The following is an 11,470-nucleotide window of genomic DNA, read 5'->3' as shown; positions in this document are numbered from 1 at the left end:
CCGCCGCCGCCAGCCGCTCGCCGACGGGCCGGCCACGACCGAGATCGTCTACCTTGTCACCAGCCTGCCGACCCACCAGGCCAGCCCCACGCTGCTGGCCACCTACGCCCGCGAGCACTGGCTCGTGGAGAACCGGCTGCACTGGGTCCGCGACGTCACCTTCGGGGAGGACCTCAGCCAGGTCCGGACCGGCCACGCTCCCCAGGTCATGGCCAGCCTGCGCAACCTGGCGATCGCGATCCTTCGCCTGACCGGCGCCACGAACATCGCCCAGGCAATCCGACACCACGCGCGGCGCCCCGAACGACCACTAGAGACGATCAAGAGCCTTGCTTGCTAACCGACAACTTTGCCGGGGCCCTGCCGAAGGGGCGGCCTTGAAACCGTACAGAACATTAGCGATGGCGATCATGCCCTCTGCATCAGGGGACGTCGTGGCCGCCGTTTTGATCTCTGTGTTCCTAAGAAGTCGGTCCCGGATGATCAATTCAGGGTCGAGCGAGGAGGTTAGCTCGGGTACGGTCGCTCAGACGGCCGGGCAGTTCGGTCAACGGGGCCCAGCGGTAGTCAGCGACCTCCTCCAGTTGCAGCGCCACATTGGCGTTGCCGGCTGGCGGATCGATGGCCAGGAGGAAGCGAAGATCGTAGTGGATGTGCTCCGGCTCCCGCTTTGCGGGGTTCGGTGGGATCACGTGTGCGTCCACGTCCACGGGCCGTTCGAGGGCAGGGTTCGCCCAGGCCCGGGGAATCCCTGTCTCTTCGGCCAGCTCACGTAGGGCTGCGTCCAGGAGCGAGGCGTCGTCCGGCTCGATGTGCCCGCCGGGAAGGAGCCATCGGTTCAGGCTGCGGTGGCGGATCTGGAGGACTTGGCGATCAGAGGTGACTGCGACCACTCCGCAGGTCACGTGGCCGGGTGTGGTCGTCCTGGAGGCCAGGGGCGCGTCGCTTCCTCGGGCCGCTTCCAGCAGAGGGGCCAGAGACTCGGCGTCCTCCGGGTGTGCGTCGAGATGCGCACGGATGGTCTTGGCGATGTCGTCGTTCGTGACGGGCATGGGGGTTCACTCCTCGTTGAAGCATCGCAGCCAGGACCGGGCGATGATTTCACGCTCCCGGTTGCCGACCTCGTGTAGGCCCGGCTCCATGGTCTGTCCCGACGACAGCAGCGCGAGGGCCGCGAGGATCTCGCCTTGGACAAGGAAGATGAACGGGCCGACCGCAGCGCCGTGGACGAAGTTGACCGCATTTCCATCGTTGAGCAGATAGAAATGATGGTTCCATGAGGTCATGCGGCTGAGGTGTGGGCCGAGCCGGTCGACCCGGTAGGTTCCGCGGAGCGAGGCGAGGTTCAGTTCGTCGTCCGACGATGTCACGGACGCCACGTAGGAGCCGGGCCGCAGGTAAGTGAAGTCTTCACCCTCCAGCGCCCGGTTGCCGGTGGCGCACACGATGACATCGGCGCGGCCCAGCGCCTCGGACTTTGACCATTTCACCGCGAATCCATGCGACATGGCCTCGACCGCACGCACCGGGTCTGTCTCGTACACGGTGGTGCGGACCGATTTGGCTCGAAGGGTGTTCGCCACGCTACGACCGATCTTGCCGTAACCGATGACGCAGGTCTCACGGCCGTGCAGGATATCCCCGTGCTCTCGGAGAAGCGATTCGGTGGAGAACACGACGGACTGACCCACCAGATAGTCTTCCGGCTGCTTCAGCGGACTGCGGGCTACCGAGAAAACCGGGCAGGGTGGTTTCCCACACGAAAGGTACTTACGGTACCCGTTCTCCGTGTCCTCGACGACTCCCACGATTCGCCCGCTGAACTGCCGACACAGGGAGGTTAGCGCGGGCGCGAAGTAACCGCCGATATCCAACAGGACAAGGTCTCGACCTGCGGCCCGCTCTTCGATGTACGCGAGAACTTTCGCAGGATGGGTGAAGCGATCGCGGTCCAGGTCATCACAGTGGTACCGGCCGCTGATGGCGGCCCGCGTCGTCGGGTCACAGGACTTCGGCTTGGGAAGAATCGATATCAGATCGTTCCCTCGCGCCACCGCGTCCAGGAAGAAGGGCCGGTCGGGCAGCATGTGAGTGATGACGATGGTCGCCACTTCGTGCACCGATGGGAATGCGTTGTTGACTGCCAGGAAGTACTGCTCAATGCGTCTCCTCGCCGAAGGCTCGGCGACGATCGTCGCGGGCGCGGCCCGGTCGAGGGTCAGACTGCCGTCCATCTCGTCCACGTTCGGTCGACTCCCAGATCAGGAGGGAATTACACAGGGGGTTGCTGTAGCGCTAACTCTCGTCGAGGGTGCGAGGCGATGGGCCGTCCTCCCCGTTCATCGGCTCGCAGCCACCGACCTTCGTGAAGATCGTCCAAGCGATGAGTTCACACGTCTCTCGCGTGATGCGCCGCGTGATCCGCTGCGTCCGGTCCTCCACCTCCAAGGGGAGAATGACGTCGGGGTCCTGTATTTTCTTGTGTGCCCAGACGTGTGCGTCGTTCCAGGTGGCGAAGGTGGCGATCTGCACACCGTAGCCGTTCAGGACGGCGTAGGGCCGGATGTGCCGGGCGATCACCTCCCCGAGCTGGATCCCCCTCCATCCGTGATCTTGATTATTTGGTTCTTGATCCATTGAGCCTCCTCCGTGATGTTCTCGATTCGTTCCAGTAGCGCGGCGTATTCAAGGGGGTCGACTGGGGCACGGCTCTCGTAGTCGATGAGCTTGCTTTCCAGCTCTTCTATCGCGGTGACGGCAACATCGCTCTGCAATCGCAGAATCCTTAAAGGAAGATCGCCCGACAGTTGCGGGATACCCGGCCAGCCTCCACTCATCCTTTCCACTGTCCGTCTTCTCCCTCGTTCGACGTTCCGCCTGGAGCGGCACCCGAGGCCGAGGAGCCCACCGCCGTCATCTGAAGAACGGCTTTCCTCGACCCGGCCCCGGGGCCTGGGGCAAGTGTGAAATCAACGATTCGTGATCACTAGACGTGGCACGCATAGGCGCCATGCGTCGTAGGTATGAGCGGCCCGCGGCGCTGGATAGACTGCGTAAGCACGATCCGGGCCTGGGAGGTCACGAAGGGGCGTCACTGCGATGAGTGACCAGGTAGACGATTCTCGCTACTGCCGGTGTGGCACGCGCCTTGCCCGGGACAACGACCGGGGATCGTGTGGGCCCTGCCAGCGCCGGGCTCGGGAACGGGGCACGGCTGCGCCGGAGGTGCCGGCCGGGTTCTGGACCGCCTCCGATCAGCTTCGGGACGCCCTTGATGAGCGGCACATGGGCCGGGTGATCGCGGCCTACCGCAACCACCCTCATCACACTGTTCTCCTGTCTCAGGAGATGGTGGCCGGGTGGATGGGCATCACTCAGACCCAGTTGAGCCGCATCGAGTCGGGTGAGCCGGTGACCGACCTTACGAAGCTCATCCGGTGGGCCGAGGTCCTGTGCATCCCGGAAGACCTGCTGTGGTTCAAGCTCCCACGGCCGCGCCCCAGCGAGGCACCCCCTGCCCCGGTTGGCTCTCCCACCGCATCGGCGGTTCCCGGCATCCTCGGGGTACCGCTCACAGACAGCGCGGGTCCGCCGGCTGACCCGTACCGGGTGATCGCACACGTAGGGGAGGTGGTCATCGTGGCCATCGACCGGCGCACGTTTCTCGCGGGAAGCGGTGCCGGGTTCCTGGTCGGGGGCGCGGTCATGCCCTTGGCGTCGTATCAGCAGGTTGCACCTGAGGCCATCGAGTATCTGGCGGCTCAGCTTGACGGCTACTACCGGGCCGAGGCCGCGTTGGGGCCGCACACCGTGATTCCGTCGGTGCTGGTGCAGCAGGAACTCATCCGGCAGTTCCTGCGTGTGGCCCGGGGCCCCGAACGGCACGCCCTGTTGCGCACGAGCGTCGCCTACGCGGGCCTGATGACCTGGCTCTACCAGGATGCCGGGGACCTCGTGAGCGCGTCGCACTGGGCGAACCAGGCTCTCGAACTCGCCCACCGGGTGGGAGACACCCAACTCGTCCGACACGCCCTGACGAACAAGGCGATGATCTGTACCGACCAGCAGGATGGACCCGGCACCCTCGATCTGACCAGCGCGGCCCTGACGGACGGGAACGGCCTGTGCGCAAAGGTCCGGGTACAGGCGATGCAGCAGACCGCCCACGGCTACGCCCTCATCGGCGACCGGCGCGGCGCAGACTACGCCCTGGACAAGGCCGCGGCCCTGCTGGTCCGCGTCGATGACGACTACCCGTGGTTCAACGCCTGCCGGCGCACCCCCGGCTACATCGAGGTGCAGCGGGCCACCTGCTACAACCGTCTCGGCCTCGGCCGCGAGGCCCTGCCACTGTGGGAGCAGGTCATCTCCGCCCTGCCCGCCACGGCCCGCCGGGACAAGGGCGTGTACCAGGCACGGCAAGCCACCTCGCATGCTCAGGCCGGGAACCCGGAGGCCGCCGCCGACGCCGTGACGCACGCGGTCACCGTCGCCCGGGAGACCAGTTCGGCGCGGCTACGGCAGGAGCTCCACGGAGTTTGGCACCACCTCACGCCGTGGCATGACCATGAGACCGGACGACAGGTCAAAGCTCAACTGGCGACGCTGTAGGAAGGAACAACGGGCATGGGACTACGCGACCCGCTACCGGCCGAGGAAGTCACTCGACGTCTGGCCGCGCTGGACGGATGGGTGAAGGCCACCGACCGCGAGGAGATCCACAAGACGTTCCCCGTGGAGTACTACGCCGCGATCGAGGCTCTGGGCACGGTGGCCGAGGCCGCGAAGGAACTGGAGCACCACCCGGACGTCGAACTGCACTGGGGAGAACTGACGTTCAGTCTCACCACCTACAGCGCCGGACAGCGGATCACCGACCTGGACTTCCGGCTAGTCGACCGCATCGAAGCCGTGCTGGCCCGCTACGTCCAGGCGGAAGCGGCGGGATAGCCGAAGAGGCCGACCCAGCGGGCCGAGACTCTCCGGCCCGCTGGGCTCCCCTACAGCACCCGTTGGCCTGGGCGTCTGCCTGATCGGTCGCCGGGGCCGTAGGGACAGATCTTGATCCTCCGGGATAGGTTCGACGGCTCGCCGATTCATTCAAAAAGGTAGAATCTTCGTACGGACATAGGTATAGTAGATGTAGGCATTCGAGGGGCTCCGGTCCCTGCGCCATGTAAGGCAGTACGCCACATAGACGAGCTGTCCACGTTGAGCCGCCTGGGAGCGGCAGGACCGGGCTCGGGCTGCTGCACCGTGGGCCACGTGTCCTCGTGGTTCGCGTCCAGTCGTGTTGACGTTCCGTCTGGGGTGCAGATGTGCCGCATGTGGCGTGTCCTGTCGGTGATCAGGTTCTCTCTCGTTCACGGGTTGACCGGGTAGCTCCGGCTGGCGGCTGAGGTCCGCCGCTGTTGATCTTCCGGTCTTTTTCTGTCTCGTTCTCGTTTCCGTGTGGCGCTGCGGCCGGCCTGTGGGTTCGTCCGGGTCGGGCTGCGCCTGTGCGGTGAAAGGACGCGGTGAATTTCCGTGGACGTGGGCGTGAGCTTGCCCGAAAACCGGCCGGTCGCGGGTGGCTGTTCCCGGCCGATCCGCCTCTCCGGCCATGTCGATCATGTGGATGTTGGTACCGGTGAGGTCCGCCGCGCGTTCACCTCGGCGGGTGAGCCGGGCGGCGTGTTGCATGTGCGGTGCAACAACCGGCGTGAGTCGGCGTGCCCGGCGTGCTCGGCGGTCTACAAGCGGGACGCCTGGCGGCTGGTCCTGGCTGGGCTCGCGGGCGGCAAGGGCGTGCCGGAGACCGTGACCGGGCATCCGGCGTGGTTCGTCACCCTGACCGCGCCGTCGTTCGGGCCGGTGCATTCCCGCCGCCAGTACGGCGGGAAAACCGGTCCAGTGCAGGCATGTCACCCCCGGCGGGGACTGTGCCCGCACGGGAAACCGGCGGGTTGTCATGAGCGGCACCGCGAGGATGATTCCCGGCTCGGTTCCCCGATCTGCCCGGACTGCTACGGCTACGGCCGGTCGGTGGTCTGGAACGCGCTTGTTCCCCGGTTGTGGAAGGCCACGCGGGACGCGACGGAATCGGCGGTGGTGGCGGCGGCCGGTCTGACGGTGGCGGGGCTGCGCCGTGCGGCGCGGTTGAGCTTCGTCAAGGTCGCGGAAATGCAACAACGCGGGGTCGTGCATCTGCATGTGGTGGTCCGGGTGGACGGTCCGGACGGTCCCGGCTCGGCTCCTCCGGCGTGGGCGGCTGGTGAGCTGGTCGCGGACGCTCTGCGGGGCGTGGTCGGGTCGGTTTCGGTGCCTGCTCCCGATCCGGACGCGGCCACCCTCGACGCCGGCGCTGGTGCCGGGGATGGGTGGGCGGTGCGCTGGGGTGTGCAGGTCGATATCCGGCGTATCGCGCTGGATGGGCCCACCGACGTCGGGCGGGTCAGTAACTACCTGGCGAAGTACATCACGAAGTCTGCGGCGGCCGGTGGGGCGTTGGATCATCCGGTGCGGTCGCTGGCCGCACTCGGCCGGCTGGTCCTGGTTCCGCATGTGCGCCGGTTGGTGGAGACCTGCTGGCGGCTCGGCCACGACGCCACGTTCACGGCGGCGTTGGATGCGGCACTCGGCCGGGACTCCGGCGATGTCCCGCGACTGGTCCGCTGGTCTCACCAAATGGGCTTTGGTGGTCACTGGCTGTCAAAGTCGCGGCGGTACTCGACCACGTTTGGTGCGCTGCGGACGGTGCGGCGAGTCTGGTCGCGCACGATCGGTGCGGCGATGTCGGGCCGGGTGCCGGTGGATGCGTTCGGCCGTCCGGACGGCGATCCCGACACGTTGGCCCTCGGGGCATGGACCTACGCGGGGCGTGGTCTATATGCCGGGGATCACGGTGATGATCCACCTGACGGGATGTCGGTGCCGGCGGCTGGATCGGGTTCCGACGTGTGGCTGGCCGGGCTATGAGCAGCGAAGCTTCTGTTCAGCTCTCGCTGTTCGACGACAGCCCCGACGATGCCGACACCGGCGCCGATGAGGCGGCCTCTGCCGTGGCTGGCCAGCAGGCGAGCACCGAAGGTTCCGGTAGCTCCTCGACTGTTTCTGCCCCGATGGCTACCGGGGGTGCGCCGCGGAACGTGACCACGGTGCGGGTGGGTGGGCGGGCCGGCACCCGACCGGTACCGGTGCCGGGTTCGGCGCGGTCTCGGCGGGTGTTCTCCGATGCGGCGGAGGAATGGGGGCGGCGTCAGGCGTTGGCGGCTCCGGTGTGGTCGCGGGAGAAACGGCGCCGGGTCGCGGCGCTGCTCGGGCTGGTCCTGGCCGACGATCCCGGCGGTTAGGTCTCTTCTCGCCAGACCGGGTCCAACAGGTCGGGGTCGAACCTGCGGCCCCTGCCGGCGGGGTGAACGACCACGGCGATCAGATGCTCTTTGATGATCGCGCGTTGGCGGGCAAGCGAGTAGGTGTCCCACTCGGCGCGGACATCGGCGGGGCGGGCGTGCGCGTTCGCCGTGGCCACCAAATGATCGTTCCGTCCCTTGAGAAGGGCTTCTTCCTGCTCCCTGAGCTCTTCCATGGTCGGGAAGTAGTCCTTCGGGGAGATCCGCCGGGGCACCGACGTCCACGCGGCCCGGGTCGCGGTGATGCTCTCCTGCACCTCGGCCAGCGCGGCTTCCCCCTCCCACGGGGCAACCTCCACCACGGCGCTCGCGGTCTCCAACTCGATCTTGTTGAACAGCGCCGCCAGAATATGATCATCGGTGTGGGGGCCGTGGCGGGAGACCTTCCCGCACCCTCCCTGCGTCGGCGCGGGGCACCGGTAGATCGCGTGCTTGCGTTCCCGGTACGGCGGTGACCCGAACATCGACCGGCCACACCGGCCGCACGCCACCACGCCGCTGAGCAGGTAGCGGCGGGAGTTATGCCCCTGCTGGGCATAGGTCCGGCCCCCGATCTTGGCGATCACCTGTTCCCACCGGCGTACACCGATGATCGCTTTCCACTGGCCCTTCACCGGGACTTCGATGGTCCGCCCGTCCGGGGTGCGTTCCTTGCGGGTGACGACCTGCATGTACTTCGCAACATGGCCGTTGACGTTGGGTTCCTCGACCCCCCGGCCGCGTAGGCCGCAGATCCGGGGGTTGCGGTAGACCTTCAACACGCTGCTCTTGGTCCACTTCTTCCCCCGGGTCCCGCGGACACCGGCGGCGTTCCACTCGTTCACCAGGTCAATGACCGGCACCCCGGCCAGGATTCTGCGGGCCCCTTCCCGCAGGATCGCGGCCTCGGTGAGATCCAACGTGCGTTTGTCGTCCTTCCAGCCGAACGGACGGCTGCCCCCCACCGGCACTCCTCGTTCGGCGCGCTGCTTGTGGGACCGGCGGACCCGGCGGGAGGTGTCCGCGCTGGCCTTGTTCGCCGCGACCGCCTGCGCGCGGGCGTTCGCCTTCCCGTACTCGGTGGTCAGATCGACTCCGGGCCCGACGATCGGGCGGCCGTACAGCTCGACGACTTCGATCGCGTCTTCACAGATCGCGTAGGTCCCGGGTGAGACGGTCCAGGTCCCACACGATCGCCCCGTCCAGAAACCCGGACCGCAGATCGGCCAACAATTCAGCGTAGTCCGGGCGGATCACACGAGATCATCGTGCCGTCTTCCAACACGATCGTCTTCTTCTTCCAGGCGGACTTCTTCTCCTGGTAGACCTTCTCGATCGTCGCGCCGTTCTCCTCGGCGAACTCGTACCCGTCTTCGTCCTGGCGTTCTAGCGCGTCATCCCCACCGACCAGTTCCGAGTACCGGGTGTACAGACCAAGTCGCAAACCGTTCAACTTTGCCATACAAAAAGTGTAGTTCGTGCGATCGTTGCACCCACCGGTAGACGGTGACGTGGTCAACGTCGATGCCGCGCTCAGCCAGAAGCTCCTCGACGTCCCGGTACGACAGGGCGAACCGTAGGTACCAGCGGACAGCGAGAATGATCACCTCGGGTGGGAACCGGAACCCCGCGAACTCCGACGCCGGAACCGGTGGACAGGCACGACGTCGACCCGTCACTCGGCCATGACTGATCAGGATCCGCGATGCCGGACTCCGCCGATGCCACACGCCTCCGACGGTAGACTCCTGGCCATGGCCGTCGTCAGCCGCATCACCGCCGATCCCGCGATCATGGCGGGTGCGCCGGCGATTCGTGGTACCCGGATCACCGTGTCCGCGGTGCTGGGTCAGCTTGCGGCTGGCTCGACGGTCGAGGAGCTGCTCGCCGACTATCCGTCGCTCACCCGTGACGACGTGCTCGCTGCTCTCGCGTTTGCCGCGGAGACGATGCCGCAAGAGCGTCCGTTCATCGCCGCATGAGGTTTCTCGTCGACGAGAACCTCTCGCCGCGGGTTGCCGAACTGCTGCGCGACAAGGGCATGGACGCAACGCACGTCCTCGAGCACGGGCTTGGCGGTTCCCCGGATACCGAGGTCAGCGCGTTCGCCGTCACCGAGAGACGTTCGATCATCTCCGCCGACAGCGACTTCACGACTCTGCTCGCACTCAGCCGGGGCATCGCTCAGGGCTCCGGCGCGTTGGGGATTTGACCGGTTGATCCCACCGGAAGGCTGATGATCTTTCTGGTGGTGGGGTCACGGTCGGGCCACGTGTCGCAGACAGAAAAGCAGGCACGCCGCTTGTAGATCACGCAGGTGTCTAACGTCTTCGTGGTCTGGGGTGCGGCGTGCCTGTGGGGGCATTGTCCCGTGTCGCGGCCGGTGTGGTGGGCGCCGGTGGCGTGTTGCGGGAGGAAATCTGGGAGCGCCTCGCCACGGTGCCGGATCCGCGTTCGCCGCGGGGCCGGGTCTACCCGTTGCCGTGCCTGCTGGCGGTGTGGCTGTGCGCGCTGAGTGCGGCCGGCCATGACGGGGCCTGCGCGGTCGGGCAGTGGGTCGCCCGGGCGAGCCCGGCGGAGCTGGCCCGGTTACGGCTGCCGTTCGACCCGTTTACCGGCCGGCATCGGATACCGGACGAGACGACGTTGCGGCGGCTGCTGGCCCGGGTGGACCGCGACGCGCTCGCCGCCGCGCTGCTCGGCGACACCGCCCTCGTCCCAGCGGACGGATCACCCGCGGCGGTGGCGGTCGACGGGAAGACCAGCCGTGGCGCACACAGGGCCGACGGAACCCAGGTGCATCTGCTGGGCGTGGCGACCCACGGGACGGGGCTGCTCGCCGGCCAGGTCGAAGTCGACGCGAAAAGCAACGAAACAGCCGCGTTCCAACCGCTGCTGGGGGCCCTCGACCTGGCCGGGGTGACGGTCACGTTCGACGCGATGCACACCGTGCGGGCCAACCTCGACTGGCTCGTCACCGTCAAGAACGCCCACTACGTGGCGGTCGTGAAGGCCAACCAGCCACTTCTGCGGGCCCGGCTCGCCCGGCTGCCCTGGACCGACGTCCCCACCGTCGAGACCCGCCGCGACCACGGACACGGCCGTGACGAGACCCGCACGTTGAAGGTCGCCACCGTCGGGTTCCTCGACTTCCCGCACGCCACCCAGGCAGTGCGGATCATCCGCTGGCGGCGGGTGAAAGGGCGCAAGTCCAGCCGCGAGACGGTCTATCTGATCACCGATCATTCCGCCGAGACCGCCAGCCCCGCTCTCCTCGCAGCTCACGCCCGCCGTCATTGGCACGTGGAGAACAAGGTCCACTACGTCCGTGATGTGTCGTTCGGCGAGGACGCCTCGACACTGCGCACCGGTAACATCCCGGCCAACCTCGCGACCCTCCGCTCCGCCGTGATCAACAGGCTGCGTCGAGCTGGCTACCGGTTCATCCCACCCGGCCGCCGCGACCACACCACCCCGACCGCCGCACTCGATCTCCACGGCTTTCCCTGACAAAACCGGTCAGACCGCGATCACGCCGGAGCCCTGGGGCATCGCTCCCTCGCTGGTCCTGCTCCGGTCCGGCGACCAGCTCAAGCCCGACGCGCAAGCCGCCCTGCTGCTGGCCAATCTGCCTGCGCTGGAAGCCGACCTCGAACAGGGCGTCGTCATATCGCTCAGCACCACCCACGTACGGGTCCGTCGACTCCCGCTCCGCTGAGTACTGCTACCCCCGATCCGGCCCGCGGTCTCCGCGCAGGTCCCACACTAGACCGCAATCAACTACGTACCGTAGTCGGAGCGTCTCTGTGTCCAGAAAGTTATGTATGTCTGCCATGTCGGTGTGTCGTGCGCCGCACCCGGGCGGCGTGTGTGCGCATTGTGTGCGCGGATGCTCCGGCACGGCGCGGCATCGGCCGGCACGTTCCGGCACGGAAATCGCCCTGACCTCGGATTTTACGGCACGGGGCGGCACGTTTCGGCATGCTCCGATACGCGGTGATTCGTCTTGTAATCGAGCGGTTAGGGGTTCGAGTCCCCTCGCCGGCTCCAGACAGATGGTCTCTGACCTGCGGTTTTGCGAAATCGAAGATCATCTATTC

General features: G+C 67.0%; 15 protein-coding genes and 1 pseudogene. 8 read left to right on the top strand and 8 right to left on the bottom strand.

From position 1 onward, the window contains the following. Window positions 1-340 (top strand): transposase (locus BMG523DRAFT_RS20600; protein WP_152987883.1); only part of this gene is annotated, 340 nt, incomplete at its 5' end. Window positions 341-488: 148 nt separating this feature from the next. Here BMG523DRAFT_RS20600 and BMG523DRAFT_RS20595 read toward each other — a convergent pair. The 4 genes from BMG523DRAFT_RS20595 to BMG523DRAFT_RS25615 form a co-directional block, all read right to left on the bottom strand. After that, window positions 489-1,052: an NUDIX hydrolase gene (locus BMG523DRAFT_RS20595; protein ID WP_011438460.1), complete on the bottom strand. Its 564-nt coding sequence runs from the start codon at window positions 1,050-1,052 to the stop codon at window positions 489-491. A 6-nt stretch (window positions 1,053-1,058) separates the two neighbouring features. Continuing rightward, the gene (locus tag BMG523DRAFT_RS20590) at window positions 1,059-2,234 is read right to left on the bottom strand and encodes an adenosylhomocysteinase (RefSeq protein WP_232235230.1); all 1,176 of its coding nucleotides are present in this window, start codon (window positions 2,232-2,234) and stop codon (window positions 1,059-1,061) included. A 61-nt stretch (window positions 2,235-2,295) separates the two neighbouring features. Continuing rightward, a complete protein-coding gene (locus tag BMG523DRAFT_RS20585) occupies window positions 2,296-2,580 on the bottom strand; it encodes a hypothetical protein (RefSeq protein WP_235463305.1) in 285 nt (94 codons plus the stop codon). Beyond that, entirely contained in the window at window positions 2,577-2,774 is a 198-nt protein-coding gene (locus BMG523DRAFT_RS25615; protein WP_162492186.1) for a hypothetical protein, read from the bottom strand. The genes BMG523DRAFT_RS20585 and BMG523DRAFT_RS25615 overlap by 4 nt, the downstream gene beginning before the upstream one ends. Before the next feature lie 325 nt (window positions 2,775-3,099). Between BMG523DRAFT_RS25615 and BMG523DRAFT_RS20580 the strand changes: the two genes are divergently transcribed. The 4 genes from BMG523DRAFT_RS20580 (at window position 3,100) to BMG523DRAFT_RS20565 (ending at window position 7,331) form a co-directional block, all read left to right on the top strand. Next, window positions 3,100-4,611 (top strand): helix-turn-helix transcriptional regulator, encoded by a 1,512-nt coding sequence (locus tag BMG523DRAFT_RS20580; RefSeq protein ID WP_011438457.1) that lies wholly within the window; start codon window positions 3,100-3,102, stop codon window positions 4,609-4,611. A 15-nt stretch (window positions 4,612-4,626) separates the two neighbouring features. After that, the gene (locus BMG523DRAFT_RS20575; protein ID WP_011438456.1) at window positions 4,627-4,950 is read left to right on the top strand and encodes a 4a-hydroxytetrahydrobiopterin dehydratase; all 324 of its coding nucleotides are present in this window, start codon (window positions 4,627-4,629) and stop codon (window positions 4,948-4,950) included. 588 nt (window positions 4,951-5,538) lie between these two features. Continuing rightward, window positions 5,539-6,957, top strand: a complete 1,419-nt coding sequence (locus tag BMG523DRAFT_RS20570) for a replication initiator (protein ID WP_235463303.1) — start codon at window positions 5,539-5,541, stop codon at window positions 6,955-6,957. Continuing rightward, window positions 6,954-7,331 (top strand): hypothetical protein, encoded by a 378-nt coding sequence (locus BMG523DRAFT_RS20565; protein WP_043592062.1) that lies wholly within the window; start codon window positions 6,954-6,956, stop codon window positions 7,329-7,331. The genes BMG523DRAFT_RS20570 and BMG523DRAFT_RS20565 overlap by 4 nt, the downstream gene beginning before the upstream one ends. On the opposite strand, the gene BMG523DRAFT_RS20560 is transcribed toward BMG523DRAFT_RS20565, so the two are convergent. The 4 genes and pseudogenes from BMG523DRAFT_RS20560 to BMG523DRAFT_RS23670 form a co-directional block, all read right to left on the bottom strand. Continuing rightward, window positions 7,328-8,335, bottom strand: coding sequence for a recombinase family protein (locus tag BMG523DRAFT_RS20560; RefSeq protein WP_083494907.1), 1,008 nt, complete (start codon window positions 8,333-8,335; stop codon window positions 7,328-7,330). The genes BMG523DRAFT_RS20565 and BMG523DRAFT_RS20560 overlap by 4 nt on opposite strands. Window positions 8,336-8,516: 181 nt before the next feature. Then, a complete protein-coding gene (locus BMG523DRAFT_RS27535) occupies window positions 8,517-8,627 on the bottom strand; it encodes a recombinase family protein (RefSeq protein WP_083494906.1) in 111 nt (36 codons plus the stop codon). Further along, window positions 8,605-8,832, bottom strand: coding sequence for a hypothetical protein (locus BMG523DRAFT_RS20555; RefSeq protein ID WP_023842259.1), 228 nt, complete (start codon window positions 8,830-8,832; stop codon window positions 8,605-8,607). Before BMG523DRAFT_RS20555 ends, BMG523DRAFT_RS27535 begins: the two co-directional genes overlap by 23 nt. 22 nt (window positions 8,833-8,854) lie before the next feature. Further along, window positions 8,855-9,049 (bottom strand): annotated as a pseudogene (locus BMG523DRAFT_RS23670) (IS6 family transposase); the annotation flags it as partial. 75 nt (window positions 9,050-9,124) lie between these two features. Here BMG523DRAFT_RS23670 and BMG523DRAFT_RS20550 point away from each other — a divergent pair. The 3 genes from BMG523DRAFT_RS20550 (at window position 9,125) to BMG523DRAFT_RS20540 (ending at window position 10,880) form a co-directional block, all read left to right on the top strand. Further along, entirely contained in the window at window positions 9,125-9,352 is a 228-nt protein-coding gene (locus BMG523DRAFT_RS20550; protein ID WP_035953249.1) for a DUF433 domain-containing protein, read from the top strand. After that, a complete protein-coding gene (locus tag BMG523DRAFT_RS20545) occupies window positions 9,349-9,582 on the top strand; it encodes a DUF5615 family PIN-like protein (protein ID WP_235463299.1) in 234 nt (77 codons plus the stop codon). The genes BMG523DRAFT_RS20550 and BMG523DRAFT_RS20545 overlap by 4 nt, the downstream gene beginning before the upstream one ends. A 137-nt stretch (window positions 9,583-9,719) precedes the next feature. Next, a complete protein-coding gene (locus BMG523DRAFT_RS20540; protein ID WP_083494904.1) occupies window positions 9,720-10,880 on the top strand; it encodes an ISAs1 family transposase in 1,161 nt (386 codons plus the stop codon). The last annotated feature ends 590 nt before the right edge of the window (window positions 10,881-11,470 follow it).

The organism is Frankia sp. BMG5.23 (genome assembly GCF_000685765.2).
Lineage (GTDB): Bacteria > Actinomycetota > Actinomycetes > Frankiales > Frankiaceae > Frankia > Frankia casuarinae.
This window is presented reverse-complemented; position numbering and strand designations above follow the sequence as displayed.